Below are 21,776 nucleotides of genomic sequence, written 5' to 3' on the forward strand. Positions count from 1 at the left end.
CACGAGTAATGGGTTATTATTTTATATTTTTACCTTATGAAAAATTTATTCAACCTTTATACCACTACCGCCCATTATTATGATTTTGATGATAGGGAAAAAGTAAAAGATGATATTGCATTTTACAACAAGTTGTTTCAACCCAATACAAATAGCATTTTAGAACTTTGCTGTGGCACAGGAAGAATTACAATTCCACTTGCAAAACATGGCTATAAAATAGATGGGGTAGATTTATCAGAATCAATGTTGTCTGTATTTAAAAGCAAACTAAATAAAGAAACAGATGCGGTTAAAAGTATAATAACATTATATCAGCAAAACATAATAAACTTTAAAACTACTAAAAAATATGAGTTTGTTTTTATTCCTTTTTCATCCTTTCAAGCATTAACCACCAAAGAAGAAATTAGCTTGTTTTTTGCTTGTGTAAAAAAACACATGAAAAAAGATGCCCGTTTTATTATTCATGTTTTTAATCCATACAAAAAAATGGACAAAAACTGGAAATACGCAGAAAAACTTGACACAGAATTAAAAGAAGGTAATAAGATTATAAAACGATACAGTTGCGGTAAAGATATTGACACAGAAAATCAAATTATCTATACAGATTTGAGGTATGAAATTACGGAAGGGAAATTAACCGAGAATTATTACGAATTTTTAAAGTTGAAATATTACTCTCCTCAGCAATTATTTGAACTACTTAATAATAATGGCTTTGAGATAATAAATAAATATGGTTATTACGATTTTAGTCCGTTTAATGAAACTACTTCTTCAGAAATTATTGTTTCATGTAAACTTGCACTAGTTTAAAATGTATGTAATTTCTCTTTATTCTCAAAATTAGCCCAATCACTATTTTGATTTTTCTAAAAAAGTCAAACTTAAAAATATCGCTATTTTGATTTTTTTCAAAAAGTCAAAATAAGCATTATCTTTGTTTTGACTTTTAATTACTTTTTAAATGAAAAATTTTCAATCCGGACAATATCAAAACCAAGGATATTATAAAAGCTTTCAGCCAAACTTCATTAATAGAAACTGGATGATTGACAATATGGAGGTACTTAATCTTTTAAGTAAAGCAGATAGGCAAATAGGACGCTTGGATATGTATTCGGAATATGTAAACATTGATTTGTTTATTCAAATGCACATTGCCAAAGAAGCTACGCAATCTTCTAAAATAGAAGGTACACAAACCAATATAGAGGAGGCTTTTTTAAGTAAAGAAGATGTAGCTATAGAAAAACGTGATGATTGGGATGAAGTACAAAATTATATTGTTGCCATGAATCAGGCTGTTGAAATGCTACATACTTTGCCATTTTCATCAAGATTGATAAAAAAAACGCATGAAATTTTACTTAAAGGCGTGCGTGGCGAGCATAAAATGCCGGGAGATTTTAGAACCTCTCAAAATTGGATTGGCGGTGCCAGTATTAATGATGCTGTTTTTATACCTCCTGTTCATCATACGGTTTCAGATTTAATATCGGATATTGAAAAATTTGCCAATGACGAATTTAACCCGATGCCGGATTTGTTGAAAATAGCATTAATTCATTACCAGTTTGAAACCATTCATCCTTTTTTAGATGGCAATGGTAGAGTGGGGCGTTTATTAATAACCTTGTATTTGGTTGATAAAGGAATTTTAAAACGACCTATACTATACTTATCAGATTATTTTGAAAGAAATAGAACGTTGTATTACGATAATTTGATGCGAGTTAGGACACATAATGATATCTCGCAATGGTTTAAATTCTTTTTGGTGGGCGTAATTGAAACGGCAAAAAAAGGAGTAGAAACATTTAATGGTATTATGCACTTATCTAAAGAATTGGAAAGTAAAATTTCAAAATTTGGTGCCAGAAGTTATGATGCCAAATTGCTTTTGGAAACTTTATATACCAATCCGGTGGTTGATGCAGCTAAAGTGGGAAAAATTATTGGTAAACAACCACAATCCGTTTATCAACTAATAGATAAAATGGAAGAAGCAGGTATTTTAAAGGAAATTACAGGGGCTGACCGTGGGCGATTGTTTATTTTGGACGAATATTTAAAGCTGTTTGAGAATTGAAAAATATTATCAAATTGTTAACACAAAATAGTCTAATCTATTTTGTATTTTTTTGTTGCCAACACAGCAAAAAATATGCTTATATTTATTAACTTTAGGGCAAAATAAAACACTAAAACAGATATGAAAAATATTTTCTTCTTTTTTGTCGGAATAATACTTTTAAACAGCTGTAAAACTACAACAGGCGTTTATAAAGCTTATTATAAAGATGCCAATGCTCAAAATGTTAGTAATTCAACAATAATACAATCTCCTGTATTAGTTGATTTAGAAGTGGATGAGAACAAAGTAAAGGGAACTTTTGAAAAAGATAGTGTTTCTGTAACCTATGCTAAAAACATGGCTTTAAATAATGCTTTAGATAAAGCCAAGGCAGACGTGTTGGTTGAACCTATTTATGAAACTGAAATTGTTAATCAAAATGTAAAAGTTAATGTAACCGGATTTCCTGCTAAGTACAAAAATTTTAGAAAACCTGAAGCTGGCGATACTACTTTATTAAATTGGGTTGGGAAAGGCTCTTATAATACATCTATAATGTTAAGGCAAGAAAGTTATAATAAGGAAATAAATGAAAATTTAATCCCACGAGAAAAATGTAATGCTATGGTTCGTCAGGGAAAAATTATGTCTATACTTGGTGGTACATTTATGGGAATTGGCGTTGGCGGAGTGCTAACCACTATCTTAGTTCAGCAAAACAATCGTTATTCAAATCCGGAAGTATGGGCTACACCATTATATATTGTTGGCGGTTTTTTTGCTACTGTTGGTACAGTTGTATTGCCAATAGGTGTTGTTAGAAAAAAAGCAGGAAAAAAATGCTTATCAGATTATGGCTATTAAACTTTCAATTACTCATGCCATCAATTATAATGGTGGTATAAATGGCTACGTAAAAATCTAACTATCTACCAACAAACTAAAGTCCACCGACCAAAAAACTACTCAATTATTCCTATCTTTTTAGCTCTTTCTTCCCATCTTTTGCGTGCTAACTTTTGTAGGTCTTCCACATTATCGGTTTCGTCCATTATTTCTATGCCCAGCAAGGTTTCAAAAAGATCTTCCATGCTGGCTACACCTACTACACTGCCATATTCATCATTTATCAATGCCACGTGTGCATTGGCCGCTATTAATTGTCCCATAAAATCTTTAAGTGCCGTATTATCTTGTACATAAAGAATATCTCTTTTAATATCTCTAAGCTTTTTTTCTCCGTTGTTTTTTACTATTTCTTCAAGCATTTCATCTTTCAATATCATTCCTATAAAATCTTCAGTATCAGCATCGTAAATTGGAATTCTTGAAAAACGCAGAGGTTTATGATTTTCATAGTAGTTTATAATAGTATCGTCAGCTTTAGCACTCATTATTACCGTTCGGGGCGTCATTATATCTCTTACCACTAAATCGCTTAAACTCAACAAATTTTTAATAATGCTATGCTCTGCCTTTTCTATAGCACCAGACTCTGCTGTGGTTTTAGCTAAAGCAGCAAAATCTGCTCTACTCAATACACTTTCGTCTTTGTTTTTCTTTAAAAAGCCTGTTATTAATTGGCTCATCCACACTAAAGGGAAAAGTATAATCATTAAAATTCTTATAGATTGTACCGTAAATGGAGCTAAAGCTCGCCAATTATTAGCACCTATTGTTTTAGGTATTATTTCAGATAAAATAAGAATGGCTAAAGTCATAGCTCCGGCTATTAATGACTCATAGCTTAAATGAAAACCCCATATATTAAAATAGTTTTCACCAAAAACTTTACCTGCCTGTGCTCCCACGCCTATGGCTCCTACAGTGTGGGCTATGGTGTTAAGCGTAAGTATGGCAGATAAAGGTTTGTCTATATCTTTTTTGTATTCTTTTAATAGCTTTCCTGTAGCCGTTCCTTTGCTTACTTGAGTAGATATATAAGAAGGATTAATGCTTAGTAAAACAGCTTCCCAAATAGAGCATAAAAATGAAAATGAGATGGAAAGAACAAAAAATAATATCAGTAAAGTCATAAAATGTAGTATTGCTATGAGGAACTATGTATTATGGTAAAAATACAAAATCGCCCATGTCATTATCAATCACAAATATACAAAGCTCATCGGCATGCTGTTTGTATAAATCTCTAAATCCGTCAACTTTATCCATAGCTATTATGCTTTTATGTACAAATTCTTCTAAGTGAGAAGCTGAAAAATGCCAATTTCCGCCTTGTACTTTATCTATTAAAAGTTTGCCTAAGTCAATATAATTAGTACTTGCCACAAAAATAGGATAGTTAGAAATATCTTGGCTTAAAATTTCATCTTTAATAGTTTCTAAAAGATATTTCTTTTTTTCTAAGTCATTGTGCAAACTGCTAAGTACAGCATCTCTTTGTTCGTCTGTCATAAGTGAGAGCAAAGGTAATTAGTTAAAATTAAATGATAAATTTTTAATTGTTAATGATTTTGAAGTTTGCTAATTTACTTTTCAGCTAATCAGCTAATTACGCTATCTTTGTCGTCCTATGAATTTTGAAGAGCTTACGCAGCTATTTAAAAACAGTAAAAATACGGCTCAACTGCTTGAGCAACTTTCAGGAAGCAAACAAAAGATATTTTTAAATGGTTTGCACGGCTCTGCTATGCCTTTTATTGCCGAAACCGTTTTTAGACAAAGCCGAAACAGTCATGTTTTTGTGCTTGAAGATGCCATTAGTGCCGCTTATTTTCATAATGATTTGAGCAGTTTAATAACACAAAAAGATATTTTCTTTTTTCCCGATTCTTTTAAAAAAAGTGGACAAATACACGAGCTAAATAATAGCAATGTGCAACTGCGTACAGAAACTATAAACCGCATAACTAACCCAACTACAAAGGCAGAAATAGTTATTACTTACCCGGAGGCATTGTTTGAAAAAGTAGTAAAAAAGCAAGTGTTGGCTAAAAATATGCTCAACATTAAACTGCAAGAAAAATTTGATATAGATTTTGCAGCCGAAATGCTCATAGAATACGGTTTTGAACGCACCGATTTTGTTTTTGAGCCGGGTCAGTTTTCTGTTAGAGGAGATATTGTAGATGTATTTTCTTTTGCCAATGAGTTTCCGTACCGAATAGAATTATTTGATGATGAAGTAGAAAGTATAAGAACTTTTGACCCTGTTTCTCAACTTTCGCAAAAAAAGATAGAACGCATAACTATAGTGCCTAATGTACAAACGCATTTTACTAAAGAAGAAAAAACCAGCTTTTTTGAAATACTTACTCCCCGAACTTGTGTTTGGATTAAAAATATGGATTATTTAATAGAAGTATTGGATAATAACATGAATACGGCACTTGCTGTAAAAGAAAAATTTGAAAGCAATGTAGAACTGAGTGAAAATCCATTTTTAAAAGAAGACCCTCGGGAGGTGTTTGAAACTCCGGCATCTATTTTAAATGCAGTACAGCCGTTTAATATTGTTGAATTTGGCACTAAAAATTACTTTAAAAGTCATTTAACCTTAGCTTATAAACAACAAAAACAGCTTATTTTTAATAAGAATTTTGACCTACTAATACAAGCATTTAAACAAAACGAAGAAAAAGGAATAAAGAACATTTTGTTTGCCGAAAACCCAAAGCAAATAGAACGTTTTTACCATATTTTTGAAGATTTACAAGCAGAAGTTACCTTTTATCCTATTAATAAAGCTATACATGAAGGTTTTACCGATGAAGATTTGGGTGTTTCTATTTTTACCGATCATCAAATATTTAATAGATACCACAAATATAAAATTCGTCAAGGTTATTCAAAGGATAAAGCCTTAATATTAAAAACACTTAATGAATTGCAGCCAGGCGATTTTGTAACTCATATAGACCATGGGGTAGGGCGTTATTCCGGTTTAGAGAAAGTAGAAGTGGCTGGCAAAATGCAGGAAATGGTGCGTATTATTTATGCCAATAACGATTTGCTTTACGTAGGTATTAATTCACTTCATAAAATAGCAAAATTTAGTGGAAAAGAAGGTCAGCAGCCCAAAATAAATAAGCTGGGAACGGACACTTGGAACAAGCTAAAAAGCAAAACCAAAAAGCAGATAAAAGATATTGCAGAAGATTTAATAAAATTGTATGCTAAAAGAAAAGCACAAAAAGGACATGCTTTCCCTCCAGATAATTATTTGCAAAATGAATTAGAAGCTTCTTTTATATATGAAGACACACCAGACCAAGAAAAAGCAACTGCTGATATAAAGGAAGACATGGAGAAGGAAATGCCTATGGATAGATTGATATGTGGAGATGTAGGTTTTGGTAAAACAGAGGTGGCAATGCGAGCCGCTTTTAAAGCCGTATGCGATAGTAAACAAGTTGCCGTTTTGGTGCCTACCACTATTTTAGCTTATCAGCATTACGAAACCTTTAAAGAGCGTTTTGCAGATTTCCCTGTAACAGTTGATTATATAAACCGTTTTAAAAGTACAGCTCAAAAAAATGATACTTTACAAAAACTGAAAGAAGGAAAAATAGACATACTTATAGGCACACATGGTATAGTGGGCAAAAAAGTAAAGTTTAAAAATTTAGGTTTGCTCATAGTAGATGAAGAGCAAAAATTTGGGGTTGCCGTAAAGGATAAATTGAAGGAATTTAAAGCCAATGTAGATACACTTACCCTAACAGCTACGCCTATTCCCAGAACCATGCAGTTTTCATTAATGGGAGCAAGAGATTTAAGCGTAATACAAACGCCACCACCTAATAGACAGCCTGTTACAACTGAAGTGCACGCTTTTAGTCCAGATATTATAAAAGAAGCTATTGAATTTGAAGTATATAGAGGTGGACAAGTGTTTTTTGTGCATCATAAAGTAAAAGATTTAAGCGATTTAAAGGTAATGATACACCGTATGCTACCAGATGTAGATGTGGGAATAGCACACGGACAGTTAGAAGGGCATCAGTTAGAACGTGCTATGAAAGACTTTGTAGAACATAAATTTGATGTATTGTTGAGTACCAATATTATAGAAACAGGTTTAGATATTCCTAATGCCAATACGATTATTATAAACAATGCTCACATGTTTGGTTTAAGCGATTTGCATCAGCTACGGGGGAGAGTGGGTAGAAGCAATAAAAAAGCTTTTTGTTATTTGTTTGCTCCGCCAATGAGTACTTTAACGCGAGAGTCAAGAATGAGATTAAAAACCATAGAGGAATTTGCAGAGCTGGGTAGCGGATTTAATATAGCCATGCGAGATTTGGATATACGTGGAGCAGGAAATTTATTGGGAGGCGAGCAAAGTGGTTTTATAAGCGAAATAGGATTTGAAACCTATCATAAAATTTTAGATGAAGCTATAACAGAACTAAAAGAAACGGAATTTAAAGAACTGTATAAAGAAGAGCTAAAAGAGAAAAGAGATTTTGTGCGGGACAGCCAAATAGATACAGATTTAGAAATGCTTATTCCGGATAATTATATAAATACCGTAAGTGAGAGATTAGCTATTTATACAGACTTAAACAATTGTAAAAACGAAGAGGAGCTAAAGGCCTTTGCTCAAAATTTAGAAGATAGGTTTGGCGATATTCCAATACAAGTGCAAGAATTGTTTAATGCCATGCGATTAAAATGGTTAGCTACAGGATTAGGTATGGAACGCATAATAGCCAAAAATGGCAAAATGAGTTGCTATTTTATACAAAATCAAGCATCTGCTTTTTATGAAACAGAAGTATTTGGAAAAATCATTCAGTTTGTACAGCAGTTTCCTACACACGCCCAGTTAAAACAAACCGATAAATATCTAATACTAAATTTTAGTGATGTAGCCAGCATGCAACAAGCCAAAGAAAGGTTAGAAGATATTGAGGGGTTTGTGTATCAATAAAGTAATTTAAATTTTGTAAATTTGAGTATATGTACAAGTTGGATAGAAATCATTTTAAAATGCAAAGTTTTGAAGAATCCTCTAATCAAACGGAATATTGGAAAAGCAAAACAGTGGGAGAGCGATTTAAAGCGGCTTGGTATCTAATTTGTTCAGCCTATAATTTACCTTATACAACGGATATAAAACTTGATAGAACAGCTTTTAAAATGCGGAAAAATGGCTAATGTTTTTAATGATGATTTTAGAGATTTTTTAAAAGCACTGAATAATAATTCGGTTGAATATATTATAGTTGGAGGCTATGCAGTTATTTATCACGGCTATAACAGAACAACTGGAGACTTAGATATATGGATAAACCCAAATTCAGAAAATTATAAAAAATTAAGCAAAGCATTTATTGAATTTGGCATGTCTGTTTTTGATATGACCGAACAGAATTTCTTGAGTAATAATTTTGATGTTTTTACATTTGGTAAACCACCAGTTTGCATTGAGATATTAACTAAAGTTAAAGGTTTGGAGTTTACTGAGACATTCAAGTTTGCAATTGAAACTGTTTTTGATGAAATTCAAGTTAAAATGATAGATGTTAGGGATTTGATTAAAGCAAAAAAAGCAGCTAATAGATATAAAGACTTAGATGATTTGAATCATTTAGAATCATAATTTGTACAGCAGTTTCCAACACACGCACAGCTAAAACAAACCGATAAATATTTAATACTAAACTTCAGCGATGTAGCCAGCATGCAACAAGCCAAAGAAAGGTTAGAAGATATTGAGGGTTTTGTGTATGGGTAAAAATAAAAGTTGTTAGGTTTTAAGGGAAAACTTTTGGCAAATAATTTGCGTTTATAATAGTAAAAACAATACCATGAAAAGATTATTTTGGATAATTGTAGCAGTTTTTTCAGCTATTTATATATTTATTCCCGAGTTTACAGATGTTATTCCTATAATAGGCTGGATAGATGAAGCCACAGCTTTAGCTATATTAGCTTATGCTCTTAAGCAACTAAATATTAAATTCTTTGACCGATTTTTTAATAAAAAAGATAAGAAAACGATAATAGTAGATAAGAAAGATTAAAATACTAATACAGATACGTCAATTGACGTATTTTTATAAAATTTTAACCAAAACATTTTGAATTAACATTTTTTGATTTATATTTGTGTCATTATTTAACTTATAAATTTATAAAAATTATGAAAAAATTATTTTTAGTATTGAGCGTAGCAGGTATCATTGGTTTATCTTCTTGTAGTAAATGTTATACATGCACTAAAAGTGGAGTTGACGATGTAGAAATCTGTAAAGATGACATGCCTACAGGATATGGCTCTTTAGATGCTTGGAAAGATTATTATGAGGCATTAGGTTACGATTGCAAGAAATAATATTCAAGCAGTTTAAAACTTTAAAAAAGGGTTGAGATTTTCTCAGCCCTTTTTTTATGTGTAGGAATCGCTTCTAATAACTCTCTATTATACTATATTTTTTTATATTGTGTATAATATATTTAGTACAATGTGACGTAGCCGATATTGGACTATTACATATCCCTAACGGTATAAATTAACAAGAGCTATACAACTGTTTAAAATAAGTATGTATAGCTCTTGCCAGATTGAAAGGGATAAAGTCTTGTTAATATCAAATTTAGATTAGTTTCAACTCAATTTTCAGCTACAATAATATCTTAATTTGATTTGTTTTTAAGAAAGGATATTATCTTCCACATTAAAAACTAAAACAAATGTAAACAAATTTTTGATAAAAAAAGATATTTTTATCTTTTTTTATTTTTTCTATTATCTTTTTAAATTTTATTTAAAAGCGATTGTAGCCTTCTTTGGTCTTTTTTTGGATTAATTTGCGTTTTAAGGTAATGGCATCTGCTACACTTTCGGTATTTTTTATGAGTTTGGTGCCTTTGTGGTCTAATTTTCCATAAAGGATTATTAAATCTGTTCCATCAATAGCTATTTCCCAAAACATACTTTGCTTGCCTTGTTTTAATAATCGGGTAAAAAGCAATTCTTTTTCTTTCTTTTCAAATTGTTCTAAGCTTTCAGTAGCAATATTTTGCGGAAGATTAGCCGGCTCCATTTGTAGGGCTTTTTCTATTTTGTTAAGTACTTTTTGCTCGTTATTTATCCAATCAATAACAGCAATACTAATTATATCCCAATTTCTATTTTGCAATAGCTCTACTTTTTGGACATACTGTTCATATATATTACTATTAGAATAATGCATGTCATCATCTAACAATATACCTAAACGATAATTATCCGTGCCTTTTACAGCTAAATGGCATTTAAAATTTGAAAAACCTATATTTTCTTCTACTTCATATCCCTTATTAATCAGCTGCTTTTTTATTGATTTACTTAAAAACAGCACAGCTTCTTTATGTTGTTCTCCGGCATTATAAACGGCTCGCCCCTCGCTTATGGTTTGGGCATAATGAAGGTAACTTTTAAGCGTATTTATATTGTCATTCTCTGTTTGTATTTCATTACTGTACAATGAACTAACCACCACCATGTGTTTCCTTGCTCTTGAAAAAAGCACATTTAGCCTTTTTGTGCCATTTTCTTTATTCAGCGGACCAAGATTTAAGTTTAATTTCTGCTCTGCATCAAAACCATAAGTGGTGCTTACTATAATTATGTCTTTCTCATCGCCTTGTACATTTTCTAAATTTCTAACTATAAAATCTTCATAATTTTTATAGCGGTATTTTTTAACTTCCAGTACTTCCTTAATATTTTTATCAAAAAAATCTATAGCACTTAAAGCTCTTTGTATTTCATTTTTCTGCTCTATTGAAAAAGCCACAACGCCTATGCTCATTTGCTTATTATAAAGCAATAATTGCTTAACTAATTGTGCTATATATTCAGCTTCTTTGGGGTTAATGCCGTTTTGGTAAACTGCCCCAGCTATATAATGAAAACTCAGTGGCTTTTTATACACACTTTGATAAAACTGAAATGCTTGATTTGGATATTTTACTACAATTTTTTCGTCAGTATATTGAGCAATTTTATTATTGGGAATGGTAAGCAGATTATTGTTGTAAAAAGCTTGATTATTAAAAGCAATTAAACGCTCATCTATGCTGCGGTAGTGCCAGTTTAAATGATAATTAGGCAACTGTTTTTCGTAAGAATCTAACAAGCTCACGCTCAATGTTTGTTGCTCTTCTTTTGTGGCAAAAAAAGTGGTAGGAGGCAACTGCTGCGAATCGCCAACAATAATAATTTGCTTAGCTTGCTGTAAGCAAATTTCTGCTTCAACTAATGGGATTTGGCTGGCTTCATCAAAAATTATAGTATCAAAATAGTTCTTATTTTTTGAAAAAACTTCTTCAAATAAATCTGTTCTCAGCAAACAAACAGGCTTTAGTTCTTGAAGTAAAACATCAGCTTTATCTATTAATTCTTCTAATGGTTTAAACCTAATTTGTTTACTAAATTCATTTTGCAAAAAATCGTGTTGCAATTTCAGTTTTTCTCGTTCAGCAATCTCCTGTTCACTTAAATGTGCCACACTTGTAAGCCCTAAAGTATATTTTTGCATAAAAGCATCATGCTGCTTAGCTTTTATATAAATAGCGTTTATTTTATGTAGTAAATTATACTGCTGTTTTAACTGCTCGCTTAGTTTTTCAGTGTCAATATTCTGTGTTTGCTGTTTTACATTTTCCCACACAGGAAGCAAGGCATTTTTTAATAAACTTTCTTTTATTTCGGTAGAATTATTGGCATTAAAAACAAAATTCTGAAAGTTTTCATCTGCTTGATATAAAGTATTTAATACAGGAAAAAACGATGCATAAATTTCATAATTATTTTGGAATTTAAGTACCAAATTTTTGAGCTGGTTTATGTTTTCAACAGCATTTAAGTTAAAGAGAGCATTTATACTTTTGAGCAATAAAAATTCCTTTGCTATTTTAATTTCATACGTTAAGTGTTCTTTGTTTTCCCATTTTTCTGCGTACCACTGCAAGGCTCTTTTATCTATATTTTTATGCTTTGCTTCGTAGTCTTTTTGAAGTTCTACAGAATTGTAGTTATCGTATTTTTTTAAAAGTTCTGTTTTATAATTTTCAAGTTCAGCTCCTAATTTAATCTGATTTTTAAGCTGTTTTAAAAGAAAAATTGTTCTTTTTATACCGCCAATATATCCGTTAAAATATTTACTAAATACTATTTTAATTTTGATAAACTCATTAGTAAAATAAGGGAAGAATTTTTGGTCTAACACTTTTAATCTTTCAAGTAGGTTTTCAATTACTTCTATAGGTGGAAGTATATGCCATTTAGTATTTTTGGCTTCTTGTCCTTTTAATTCCTTTTCTAATAAAAAAAGCTGTTGGTTTTCGTTTTTAAGTGTTTTAAAAGCAGTAGAATTTTCATTTAACAAGGCTACAAAAGTTGCTTCTTGATAAAAAGGAATAGTAGAAAATTGCTTGTAAAAATTATACGCTACATTAATATTTTCAAAGTTTAAACTATCCGCATTTTGAAGCGAAATAATTTCATTGGCTATACTTAAAATATTAGAAAGCTCTGCATTAAAAATTTCTTCGTTTATTTTATTTTGAAAAGTCTGCTTTGAAAAATACTTTTTTAATAAAAGTTCATTTTCAGTTTTTGTAGCAAAATATTGTTCTATGGCTTTGCCAAAATGTACCCAATTGTCATAAGAGAAATTTTGGGTTTCTTCAATATCGCTAAAGTTAAAATTAGGTATGCTAAAAGTTTCTTGCAACAACCTATAAATAGGTGTTATAGTATTGTTTCCTTTATTTTTTAAAGCAGTATGATACTGTAATAACTGCTGTTCTATCTCTTGTATTTGAGAGCATATTTGCTTGCGTTCTTCTTCTATTTTTTGAAGCGGGTAAGAACTGTTATATGCTTGTTCAAAACATTCTTTTATATCTTCAACTATGGGTTTTTTATCATTCTTTTCAAAAATAAGCATACATAAATGGTTAAGCTGTACTTCTCCCATTTTTTGTACAATTACTTGCAATGCCTGCTTTTTCTGACTAATTACTGCCGTTTTTTTGCTTTTAGCTAAATTATTGGCTACAATATTTATGATGGTTTGCGATTTTCCTGTACCCGGAGGTCCTTGCACCACAAAACTTTGCCCTTTATTTGAAGCATTTATGGCTTCAAGCTGTGCATTATTAGCCGATAATATGTTGTAGTTTGAGGTAATAAACCAAAGTTATGTAGCTGTAAAATTATATTAAACATTTTAAAACCAACTTATATACCTTAGTATTTCAACATTCGGACATAAAATTATTTTCCTTTAGATTTTTTACCTACTCGCATATTATACCAATCCTAAGCGGTATTATGTCGGTTCGTCTTTGCAAACGGAGTGAAGCAATCTTTAGTTAAAGTATTCTTATTATTGTGTAATTATGTTCAGTACAATAAGTTGGAAGCCGAGATAGGACTATTATATATTCCTAATCGGTATGGGATATACACATAAAATAACAAAAAAAACTCCGAATGTTTTAATATTCGGAGTTTTTTTGTTGTTATTTTCACTCAAACGGATTACTATACTCTTCGTTTGCTATAAACGTAGGGTCGTCAAGTGTTAAAAGAAAAGCTTTTAGTGCTGCTTTTTGTTGTGCATCAAGTTGTAATCCACCGTGGTCTATCTTTTTCATTAAAGGATCAATGTTTGGTGTGCGATGCAAACCTTCGCTATAAAAATCTATAACCTCATCTAAGGTAGCAAAACGCCCATCGTGCATATACGGAGCCGTGTAAGATAAATTTCTTAACGGAGGAGCTTTCATTTTTCCTAAGTCGGTGCTAACGCCATTCATTTCTCCCAAGCCTTTATCTACATATTCATTTACATTATTTATATTAGCTTGCAGTCCATTGTCATGAAAATCATTGTCGGTCATAAAAGGATAAACTCCGTGGCAATGAAAACAATCGCCATCTTCTGTTAAAAATAAATTATTTAAACCTTCTAATTCAAGTTCTGTTAAGCTCGCTTCTCCTCTTGTAAATTTGTCAAACTTAGAATCTTTAGAAATAATAATTCGCATAAAAGAAGCTATAGCCATATTAATGCTCTGTCTGCTTATTTCTTCATTTTTAAATGCACGAGCAAAAGCATTTTGATACATGGTATCGGCTTTTATTTCGTCTAAAGTAAACTCCCAAGGCACGTGTTGTTCTGCATTAATAGCATCTTCTACGGCATCTTCAAGTGTGGGTTGTCTGCCGTCCCAAAAAAAACCTTTGTCCGACCAAACTAAATTAACAATAGAAGATGAGTTTCTTGCTGTATTGTTGCCTATGTCGTTTACAGAAAGTACTTTGCCGTTGTCGGTAAAAGCATTAGCTTGTGCATGGCAAGTACCACAACTCATGGTTTTAGACTGCGATAATCTTGTTTCGTAAAATAATTTTCTACCTAAATCAACTTTTGCTTGTGTTAAAGGATTGTCAGTAGGAATTTCTGCTACGGGAAACCTATAATATTTCTCAATTACATAAGGCGTGTCATCGTATAATCCATTTGGCACAGGGTCTTTTTTACAAGCCCCCAAAACTAAAAGTATTAGTCCAATGTATAAAATTCTTGTTTTCATTACTCAATAGTTGTGGCATTAACAAAATTGTCCATCATTTTTTGAGCTAATGGCATATTGTCTGTAGTGTGCGTAGTACTTTCTGTATCAAAATCAATATTGGCAAACATGTCGTCAAAATCTACTGTAAAATTGATATTAGTAGTACCCTCATCAAAAACCGAAAGTGCTTTTTGTGCAGTTTTTTCAACGCCCATGCCGTTAAACCCAACGTGATATACCATAGGTTCGTTTACACCATTTACTTTTCTAAATCCTTCTATTTTAAAATAGATGTAAGAACTTGCCATTAGCCAATAATTGCCTTGTTGCAAACTAAGCGGACTATCGGAGGTATAAGAACTCGGGTCAGTCATATTTCTTTCATCGCTTAAGCCAATCATAAATGTTGGATTTTTATAAGCGGTAGCATCTACAGTAATGCTTTGAGTTTTTGAATCAGCATCATCGTAGTTTACTAAATGCACATCGCCAAGCGATATAGCTGAATTATCATCTTTGTCATAAATTTTTATGTCTGAAGTATAAAACTTAAACAATTCAAAAGTTATAGTATCGCCATTAATAATGTATGGCTGATAAAAACTTAGCTCTTGGTCATTAACCGTTGCTTTATAGTTTATTTTTATAGTGCCTTCTTCATCTTTTTTGCATGATGATAATGTTGTTGCAAAGAATGCAAGTACAAAGGCTATTTTTATTATTTTTTTCATTTTCTGTTTAATTTTTTTAATAATAATTGTTCTTAAAAGTATGTGTTTTGTATGTTTAAATTAAACAATTTTTGGAGGATCTAATATATAAAAATGATATTTGTCTATTAGCTTTTTTTCTTTTTTAACGATATATGTTTTTGTTTGTTGCTCAATGTTAGGATAATTAGAATCTACTCCTGAAATAAGAAAAGGGGCAAAGACCAATAGCGATGGTGTAGTTTCTTTTTCAGTTTTTTCTTTTTCTGCTGCTGCTAAACTTTTAGCTAAATGGCATTTTCCATTACATTTTAGCTCGGGTTTATCCTTATTTACACAAAATACTTCTGTAATATAGCTTTTGTTAGCATTATAAATAATGTAAACAACTACATTGTAAAAATTGGCACTAATAAATAGGCTTAAAAAAAATATGGATAAAGCCCTTTTCACACTGCAAAGTTACGATAAAAATACCGCATATATTGTGATTTTTAATACAAAACTTACAAAAAAGAGATAATTATGTCTTTTATTTTGTTGAAATGAATTTTTAGCTCTTCTTTTTCTTCATTTTTACTAAATAAAACGGTACAAGTTTGGTCGGAAAGCAGGTATGGTTGAATGCATATATTCTCTTTAAAATTCAGTTCTTTTTTGCCATAATATTTATAAATAGCTTCTTTTATGCACCAGTTGTTTATTAAATGCTCCACTTCCTTGTTTTTATCTATAAAGTTAAACTCATTTTGAGAAGTATATTTATCTGCTATACGCAGTATTTTTTCGTTGGCAGGTTCTATATCTATGCCCACAGGTTTTTGAGCAGAAAAAATGGCTGCAGCATAATTTTGGCAATGGGAAATAGAAATATATCCTTTTAAATTTTGTAAATGAGGTTTACCAAACTGGTCTTTAGTTGTAGTATCGTTTATTAATAGACGCTGCACATAGCGTGCTGCCATCCATTCTAATTTTCTTTTTTCAAAACGGATATTGTGGTAGGCTTCACTTTCTTCTTTGTTAAGCACTATTTGCTGTGCAAAAAAAGACAGCGGTTCAGTTATTTCCCAAACCATAATGTGCTTATCTTCTATTTTTTGTTCAAATGCTACGGGCATAATTAATCATTAATAATTAACCATTAAATGCGAATAATTAACCATTAATCATTCAACATTAACAATTAAATAGCTATCCTTCTAAATTAATACAAAGGGTAAAAATTCGGGAAAACATTTTATCTATAGCTCTGGAGTAAATAAGTTCCGGATTAGGCTGTTTTATATTGGTAAAACTACGGTAAACTTTAATTTCTGGCGACATTACAAAACTTGGGAAGAAAATTTGGAAACCAAAACCCATTTCAAAACCTACATCGTGTTTGTTTACTATTATTTGGCTTTCGGCATTTCTTTCGTTAGAGTTTGAGTTAAGGTCGTAATTATACCGAATACCTGCCAGCACAAAAAACCTAAAATCTTTAATGGGTTTACTTTTATACCTAAAATAAAAAGGCATACTTAAATATATTGAAGGTATGGTTTTTTTTACTACAACATTATTAATATCCGTAAATTCAATAGATTTATCGGAAAAAGAAAGTGTGGGCACAAAACGGAAATCCATATATTTATGAAACTGTAAATTTCCTATAATGCCTAAATCAAAACCGGGACCAAATTTTGAGCTAATTAATTTTACACTATCGGTATTAAAAGAATTGAGTTTTGGTTTGCGTATTACTTTATAATCGCCATAGTTTACCCCTAATGAAATACCAAAATAGATAAGCTTATTACCTTTTTTTAGATAATTCATCTGTGCATGAGCACCAGCCCATAAAAATAGGCTAAGTATGAGTACAATTATTTTTCGCATAAATACATTGCGCATATACCTAACGTTAAAGCTTGGTGTTTAGCATTTTTGAAGCCAACTTTTTTTAAAATTTCTGTAAATTCTTTTCCTTTGGGAAATGCTTCAACAGATTCAGGCAAGTAGGTATAAGCCCGGTGGTCTTTGCTAAACAGCTTGCCTATGGCAGGAAGTATTCCCTTAAAATATATGCCAAATAAGCCTTTTAGGAGTTTATTATCGGGTTGCGAAATTTCTAAAATAACCAACGGAGCACCCGGTTTTAGTACTCTCAGCATTTCGGAAAGTCCTTTTTCTAAATTTTCAAAATTACGCACGCCAAAACCTGCTGTCATAGCATCAAAAGTATTATCGGCAAAATTTATGTTTTCGCTATCGCCTTTCACAAAGTTGATTACTTTGTGTTTATCTGTTTTTATTTTCTTTTTGCCTATTTCAAGCATTTCTTCGCTTAAATCTAAGGCAACTAATTGCTGTAAATCTAATCTTTCAGATGCATCTATGGCAAAATCGCCCGTGCCGGTAGCCATATCCATCATTATTTTTGGTTTATATGGTCTTATACTTTCTATGGCTTTTTTTCGCCAAAGTTTATCTATTCCTGCCGATAAAAGATGATTTAAAAAGTCGTAGCGATGAGCTATGTTATCAAACATTTGTTCAACTTGCTTCTTTTTGCTTTCGTCTTCTTTAAGGTAGGGCGTTACTTTATTGCTCAAAATGCGTATTACTTGTTAAAAAAATCTTGTGGCAAAGTTAAAAAATAAGCATTAAGTAAAACAACTTTATTCAATTATAATTAAAACAACGCTTAATACAGTATATTTGCTCTTAATTATGAAAGGAATTATATTAGCTGGTGGTTCTGGAACAAGACTTTACCCTATTACTTATGCTTTAAGCAAGCAAATGATGCCTATTTACGATAAGCCTATGATTTATTATCCCTTATCTACGCTAATGCAGGCAGGAATAAATGAGATACTAATTATTTCTACTCCACAAGATTTGCCTAATTTTGAAAGATTGCTGGGCGATGGCAGTCAGTTTGGTTGTTCGTTTTCTTATAAAGTGCAGCATGTGCCTAATGGTTTAGCACAGGCATTTGTGCTGGGAGAAAATTTTATAGGAAATGATAAATGTGCACTTATTTTAGGCGATAATATTTTTTATGGTTCAGGAATGAGAGAACTTTTAAAAAGCCATAATAATCCCGATGGAGGAGTTATTTATGCCTACCATGTTAGCGATCCTAAAAGATATGGCGTGGTAGAATTTGACAGCCGTCAAAAAGCAATTTCTATAGAAGAAAAGCCGGAAAATCCAAAATCTAATTATGCAGTGCCGGGGCTATATTTTTATGACAATGATGTAGTAGAAATAGCTAAAAACATACAGCCGAGTGCAAGAGGAGAATATGAAATAACTGATGTGAACAAAGAGTATTTAAAAAGAAACAAACTTAGTGTAGGTATTTTAGATAGGGGAACAGCTTGGTTGGATACTGGAACTTTTAACTCTTTAATGCAAGCTTCGCAGTTTGTGCAAGTAATAGAAGAAAGGCAAGGACTTAAGATAGGATGTATAGAGGAAGAAGCGTATATACAAGGTTTTATAGATAAAACACAAATGGAAAAGCTGGCTAAACCTTTGCTAAAAAGTGGATATGGCGAATACTTAATGAATTTAATTAAATAAAAAATGGCGAAAATATTAATAACAGGTGGTGCAGGATTTATAGGGAGCAGTTTAGCAGACCACTTAGTAAACACTACCGACCATAAAGTAGTTATAGTAGATAATCTTTTAACAGGAGATGAAAAAAGACTACCAAATAAAGACAATGAGAATTGTAGATTTATAAAAGCCGATTGCAATAATTTTCAAGATATTTCTTCCGTAATGTTGGCTTATAAATTTGATTATGTATTCCATTATGCAGCGGTGGTGGGCGTACAGCGTACTTTAGAAAATCCTAAGCTGGTGTTAGAAGACATTATAGGTATAAAAAACGTATTAGATTTATGTAAAAACACCAATGTAAAACGTGTGTTTTTTGCTTCTTCTTCTGAAGTTTATGGAGAACCTATTGAGCATCCTCAAAACGAAGCAACAACGCCTCTTAACTCAAGACTGCCTTATGCGGTGGTTAAAAATGTAGGAGAAGCATTTTTGCGTAGTTATAAGCAAGAGTTTGATTTAGATTATACCATTTTCCGATTTTTTAATACTTATGGTCCCAAACAAAGTGTAGATTTTGTAATGAGTAAATTCTTAAACTTAGCTTTGCATAATAAAAACATCCCTATATATGGCGATGGAACGCAAACCCGAACTTTTTGCTATATTTTAGACAATATAGATGCCACAGTAAGCAGTTTTGAAAATGGACATTATATTAATGACACCGTAAATATAGGAAGCGACCAAGAAGTTACCATTTTAGATTTAGCTAAAATAATAATAGAAGAAACAGGCTCAAAATCTAAAATAGTGCATTTGCCACCTTTAAAAGAAGGTGATATGAAAAAACGCAAACCGGATATTGAAAAAATGAGAAAACTATTGGGTAGAGATTTGTTTCCAATAAGAGAAGGCATAAAACAAATACTAAAACAAGGCTTAGTACTTTACAAGTAAAAATGGCAAAAATAATAGTAACAGGAGGTTGTGGTTATATTGGTTCACATACTTTAGTTAGCTTAATAGAAAGTGGTTTTGAGGTTATTTCTATTGATAATTTAAGCAATTCTTACGAAACGGCATTAGAAGGTGTTTTTAAAATAACAGGCAAGAAAGTACAGAATTACAATATTGATTTGTGCAATAAAGAAGCTACATTAAAAGTTTTTGAAGAGCATAAAGATGCCGTAGGTGTTATTCATTTTGCGGCTAAAAAATATGTAAATGAATCGGTAGAAAAGCCCTTATTATATTACAAAAATAATATTGACAGTTTGACAAATGTATTAGAAGCTTGTCAAAAATTTGAAGTAAATAATTTTGTTTTTTCGTCTTCTTGTTCCGTTTATGGCAATGCTAAAAAACTGCCTGTAGATGAAAATTGCCCACTGGCAAAACCCGAAAGCCCGTATGCCAACACAAAAGTAATAGGAGAGCAAATAGTAAATGATGTAGTAGGTATTAGTGATATAAAAGCTACTTTATTGAGATATTTTAATCCTGCCGGGGCACACCAAAGTGGATGTATAGGCGAAAAACCAAGAGTGCAACCACAAAATATAGTGCCACGTATTACGGGCACAGCTTTAGGTAAATATGAGAAATTTAGTGTGGCAGGTACAGATTATCCTACCCGAGATGGTACGTGCATAAGAGATTATATACACGTTTCCGATATAGCCAATGCGCATGTTCAGGCTTTAAATTGCTTACTTAAGCAGCAAGAGCAAACAGAAGTAGAAGTTTTTAATCTTGGCACAGGCAATGGAGTAAGTGTGTTAGAAATGATAAAGGCATTTGAAAAAGCAAATGAATTGAAATTAAACTACACTTTAGAAGCAAGAAGATCGGGCGATGTGGTGGCAATTTACGCAGATAATACTAAAGCTAAAAATATATTGAACTGGAATCCTAAAATTACCGTAGAGCAAATGATGAAAAGTGCTTATGAATGGGATAAAAAGAATGTTTTATAATGCCTACGGTAGAAAAATGTACCTCACTTGTTATATTGCACGAAGTGAAATATCTATCTTAACAAAAATCGTTTTACTCGTGGCACTCCTCCAAGTCGTTGCTTCGTTCGTGCTTCACTCGCAAGGACGTGCTTGTGTAGATTCGTCTTTGCGAACGGAGTGAAGCAATCTCATACGGATTAGGAATATATCGGCATTTACCATTATCAACACAAAATAGTCTAATCTATTTTGTGTTTTACAATTGGTATTACAAAAGGATTCTTCCCTTTGGTCAGAAAGACGCACGGCATTTGTTCCCTCACGTCTTTCTGAGTGGAGGGCAACGTAACGAAGAATCTCTCAATTATTAAACTTATACAGTATTATTCAATTAATTTCAATTCAGCTTTTTTAACAAACCCGTCCAATTCTTTAGTAAGTTCTATAAGTTCGGTATCTGCTCTATTATTTCCTTTAATGGTTTTTTGAATTTTTTTAGTATTATAACTTAACTGAAACTGTGGAAAATCTACATTGTCAATAGGATATTTTTCAGGATAAGCAGCCCAATTGTAAGTTTTAATTTTATTGAAGAGATTATAAGCAATTTGTGGGTCAATTTGCCCGGTATAAAAACCAATATAATCGGTATAAGCTTTCCCTTTATAGTTTATTTTTCCATTGGCATAAAGCGTAATTTCATAAATAGGACAAGTGCCAAAACAACCACCTCTTTGCAATAAAACAAAGTCATCATCGTATGTTTTGTTAGTGTTTTGCTTAATATTGTTGGGCGTTTTACAAGAAAATCCGCAAAAAATTAATAATAATGTCAAGTATTTCATAATGCATAAAACACTCAAAAATAGAGCCAGTTTTTTATTGAAACAGTTTTTTTTAAAAAAAAGTACTTGAAAT

Annotated in this window: 21 protein-coding genes; 11 read left to right on the forward strand and 10 right to left on the reverse strand. The window is 31.6% G+C overall.

Annotated elements, in window-relative coordinates:
• Positions 1-36 precede the first annotated feature (36 nt).
• From H6578_02545 to H6578_02555, 3 genes are all read left to right on the forward strand, one after another.
• Positions 37-822: a class I SAM-dependent methyltransferase gene (locus tag H6578_02545; protein MCB9226039.1), complete on the forward strand. Its 786-nt coding sequence runs from the start codon at positions 37-39 to the stop codon at positions 820-822.
• 151 nt (positions 823-973) lie between these two features.
• The gene (locus H6578_02550) at positions 974-2,098 is read left to right on the forward strand and encodes a Fic family protein (GenBank protein MCB9226040.1); all 1,125 of its coding nucleotides are present in this window, start codon (positions 974-976) and stop codon (positions 2,096-2,098) included.
• Between the two features lie 123 nt (positions 2,099-2,221).
• Positions 2,222-2,947 carry a hypothetical protein gene (locus H6578_02555; GenBank protein ID MCB9226041.1) on the forward strand — a complete coding sequence of 242 codons (726 nt, stop codon included), beginning with the start codon at positions 2,222-2,224 and terminating at the stop codon, positions 2,945-2,947.
• A 98-nt stretch (positions 2,948-3,045) separates the two neighbouring features.
• On the opposite strand, the gene H6578_02560 is transcribed toward H6578_02555, so the two are convergent.
• Entirely contained in the window at positions 3,046-4,119 is a 1,074-nt protein-coding gene (locus tag H6578_02560) for an HlyC/CorC family transporter (protein MCB9226042.1), read from the reverse strand.
• A gap of 31 nt (positions 4,120-4,150) precedes the next feature.
• A complete protein-coding gene (locus H6578_02565) occupies positions 4,151-4,498 on the reverse strand; it encodes a hypothetical protein (protein MCB9226043.1) in 348 nt (115 codons plus the stop codon).
• 118 nt (positions 4,499-4,616) lie between these two features.
• Here H6578_02565 and mfd point away from each other — a divergent pair, with 118 nt between their 5' ends.
• The 5 genes from mfd to H6578_02590 all read left to right on the forward strand — a co-directional run bounded on the left by mfd (position 4,617) and on the right by H6578_02590 (position 9,389).
• The gene (gene mfd / locus H6578_02570) at positions 4,617-7,982 is read left to right on the forward strand and encodes a transcription-repair coupling factor (GenBank protein MCB9226044.1); all 3,366 of its coding nucleotides are present in this window, start codon (positions 4,617-4,619) and stop codon (positions 7,980-7,982) included.
• A 29-nt stretch (positions 7,983-8,011) separates the two neighbouring features.
• Complete coding sequence (locus tag H6578_02575; protein MCB9226045.1) at positions 8,012-8,209, forward strand: hypothetical protein; 198 nt, start codon at positions 8,012-8,014, stop codon at positions 8,207-8,209.
• Entirely contained in the window at positions 8,202-8,654 is a 453-nt protein-coding gene (locus H6578_02580; GenBank protein ID MCB9226046.1) for a nucleotidyltransferase, read from the forward strand. The genes H6578_02575 and H6578_02580 overlap by 8 nt, the downstream gene beginning before the upstream one ends.
• A 208-nt stretch (positions 8,655-8,862) precedes the next feature.
• Positions 8,863-9,078, forward strand: coding sequence for a hypothetical protein (locus tag H6578_02585; protein MCB9226047.1), 216 nt, complete (start codon positions 8,863-8,865; stop codon positions 9,076-9,078).
• Positions 9,079-9,218: 140 nt separating this feature from the next.
• Entirely contained in the window at positions 9,219-9,389 is a 171-nt protein-coding gene (locus H6578_02590; GenBank protein MCB9226048.1) for a hypothetical protein, read from the forward strand.
• Positions 9,390-9,822: 433 nt separating this feature from the next.
• Here the strand turns inward: H6578_02590 and H6578_02595 are convergent, their stop codons facing one another.
• From H6578_02595 to ubiE, 7 genes are all read right to left on the reverse strand, one after another.
• A complete protein-coding gene (locus tag H6578_02595) occupies positions 9,823-13,155 on the reverse strand; it encodes a WGR domain-containing protein (GenBank protein MCB9226049.1) in 3,333 nt (1,110 codons plus the stop codon).
• 421 nt (positions 13,156-13,576) lie between these two features.
• On the reverse strand, positions 13,577-14,647 hold the full coding sequence (locus H6578_02600; GenBank protein MCB9226050.1) for a cytochrome-c peroxidase: 1,071 nt from the start codon (positions 14,645-14,647) through the stop codon (positions 13,577-13,579).
• Positions 14,647-15,360 (reverse strand): hypothetical protein, encoded by a 714-nt coding sequence (locus H6578_02605; protein ID MCB9226051.1) that lies wholly within the window; start codon positions 15,358-15,360, stop codon positions 14,647-14,649. Before H6578_02605 ends, H6578_02600 begins: the two co-directional genes overlap by 1 nt.
• A gap of 60 nt (positions 15,361-15,420) precedes the next feature.
• Positions 15,421-15,792 (reverse strand): hypothetical protein, encoded by a 372-nt coding sequence (locus tag H6578_02610; protein ID MCB9226052.1) that lies wholly within the window; start codon positions 15,790-15,792, stop codon positions 15,421-15,423.
• Positions 15,793-15,845: 53 nt separating this feature from the next.
• Entirely contained in the window at positions 15,846-16,460 is a 615-nt protein-coding gene (locus H6578_02615; GenBank protein MCB9226053.1) for a 4'-phosphopantetheinyl transferase superfamily protein, read from the reverse strand.
• Positions 16,461-16,533: 73 nt separating this feature from the next.
• On the reverse strand, positions 16,534-17,220 hold the full coding sequence (locus H6578_02620; GenBank protein ID MCB9226054.1) for a PorT family protein: 687 nt from the start codon (positions 17,218-17,220) through the stop codon (positions 16,534-16,536).
• Positions 17,208-17,936 carry a bifunctional demethylmenaquinone methyltransferase/2-methoxy-6-polyprenyl-1,4-benzoquinol methylase UbiE gene (gene ubiE / locus H6578_02625; GenBank protein MCB9226055.1) on the reverse strand — a complete coding sequence of 243 codons (729 nt, stop codon included), beginning with the start codon at positions 17,934-17,936 and terminating at the stop codon, positions 17,208-17,210. Before ubiE ends, H6578_02620 begins: the two co-directional genes overlap by 13 nt.
• Before the next feature lie 118 nt (positions 17,937-18,054).
• Between ubiE and rfbA the strand changes: the two genes are divergently transcribed.
• Genes rfbA through galE form a run of 3 tightly spaced genes read left to right on the forward strand, consistent with a single transcriptional unit; the run spans position 18,055 to position 20,876 of the window.
• Positions 18,055-18,915, forward strand: coding sequence for a glucose-1-phosphate thymidylyltransferase RfbA (gene rfbA / locus H6578_02630; GenBank protein ID MCB9226056.1), 861 nt, complete (start codon positions 18,055-18,057; stop codon positions 18,913-18,915).
• A 3-nt stretch (positions 18,916-18,918) separates the two neighbouring features.
• Positions 18,919-19,857, forward strand: coding sequence for an NAD-dependent epimerase/dehydratase family protein (locus H6578_02635; GenBank protein MCB9226057.1), 939 nt, complete (start codon positions 18,919-18,921; stop codon positions 19,855-19,857).
• Positions 19,858-19,859: 2 nt separating this feature from the next.
• Positions 19,860-20,876, forward strand: a complete 1,017-nt coding sequence (galE, locus tag H6578_02640; protein ID MCB9226058.1) for a UDP-glucose 4-epimerase GalE — start codon at positions 19,860-19,862, stop codon at positions 20,874-20,876.
• 365 nt (positions 20,877-21,241) lie between these two features.
• Here galE and H6578_02645 read toward each other — a convergent pair whose 3' ends face one another.
• On the reverse strand, positions 21,242-21,703 hold the full coding sequence (locus H6578_02645) for a hypothetical protein (GenBank protein ID MCB9226059.1): 462 nt from the start codon (positions 21,701-21,703) through the stop codon (positions 21,242-21,244).
• Positions 21,704-21,776: the final 73 nt, after the last annotated feature.

The sequence above is a fragment of the Chitinophagales bacterium genome (assembly GCA_020635995.1).
Lineage (GTDB): Bacteria > Bacteroidota > Bacteroidia > Chitinophagales > UBA8649 > JAFMKE01.

What these genes read in the sequence shown, in the direction of transcription:
- H6578_02545 (MCB9226039.1), top strand. Translation starts at nt 37, where the DNA reads ATGAAAAATTTATTCAACCTTTATACCACTACCGCCCATTATTATGAT.
- H6578_02550 (MCB9226040.1), top strand. Translation starts at nt 974, where the DNA reads ATGAAAAATTTTCAATCCGGACAATATCAAAACCAAGGATATTATAAA.
- H6578_02555 (MCB9226041.1), top strand. Translation starts at nt 2,222, where the DNA reads ATGAAAAATATTTTCTTCTTTTTTGTCGGAATAATACTTTTAAACAGC.
- H6578_02560 (MCB9226042.1), bottom strand. Translation starts at nt 4,119, where the DNA reads ATGACTTTACTGATATTATTTTTTGTTCTTTCCATCTCATTTTCATTT.
- H6578_02565 (MCB9226043.1), bottom strand. Translation starts at nt 4,498, where the DNA reads ATGACAGACGAACAAAGAGATGCTGTACTTAGCAGTTTGCACAATGAC.
- mfd (MCB9226044.1), top strand. Translation starts at nt 4,617, where the DNA reads ATGAATTTTGAAGAGCTTACGCAGCTATTTAAAAACAGTAAAAATACG.
- H6578_02575 (MCB9226045.1), top strand. Translation starts at nt 8,012, where the DNA reads ATGTACAAGTTGGATAGAAATCATTTTAAAATGCAAAGTTTTGAAGAA.
- H6578_02580 (MCB9226046.1), top strand. Translation starts at nt 8,202, where the DNA reads ATGGCTAATGTTTTTAATGATGATTTTAGAGATTTTTTAAAAGCACTG.
- H6578_02585 (MCB9226047.1), top strand. Translation starts at nt 8,863, where the DNA reads ATGAAAAGATTATTTTGGATAATTGTAGCAGTTTTTTCAGCTATTTAT.
- H6578_02600 (MCB9226050.1), bottom strand. Translation starts at nt 14,647, where the DNA reads ATGAAAACAAGAATTTTATACATTGGACTAATACTTTTAGTTTTGGGG.
- H6578_02605 (MCB9226051.1), bottom strand. Translation starts at nt 15,360, where the DNA reads ATGAAAAAAATAATAAAAATAGCCTTTGTACTTGCATTCTTTGCAACA.
- H6578_02615 (MCB9226053.1), bottom strand. Translation starts at nt 16,460, where the DNA reads ATGCCCGTAGCATTTGAACAAAAAATAGAAGATAAGCACATTATGGTT.
- H6578_02620 (MCB9226054.1), bottom strand. Translation starts at nt 17,220, where the DNA reads ATGCGAAAAATAATTGTACTCATACTTAGCCTATTTTTATGGGCTGGT.
- rfbA (MCB9226056.1), top strand. Translation starts at nt 18,055, where the DNA reads ATGAAAGGAATTATATTAGCTGGTGGTTCTGGAACAAGACTTTACCCT.
- H6578_02635 (MCB9226057.1), top strand. Translation starts at nt 18,919, where the DNA reads ATGGCGAAAATATTAATAACAGGTGGTGCAGGATTTATAGGGAGCAGT.
- galE (MCB9226058.1), top strand. Translation starts at nt 19,860, where the DNA reads ATGGCAAAAATAATAGTAACAGGAGGTTGTGGTTATATTGGTTCACAT.
- H6578_02645 (MCB9226059.1), bottom strand. Translation starts at nt 21,703, where the DNA reads ATGAAATACTTGACATTATTATTAATTTTTTGCGGATTTTCTTGTAAA.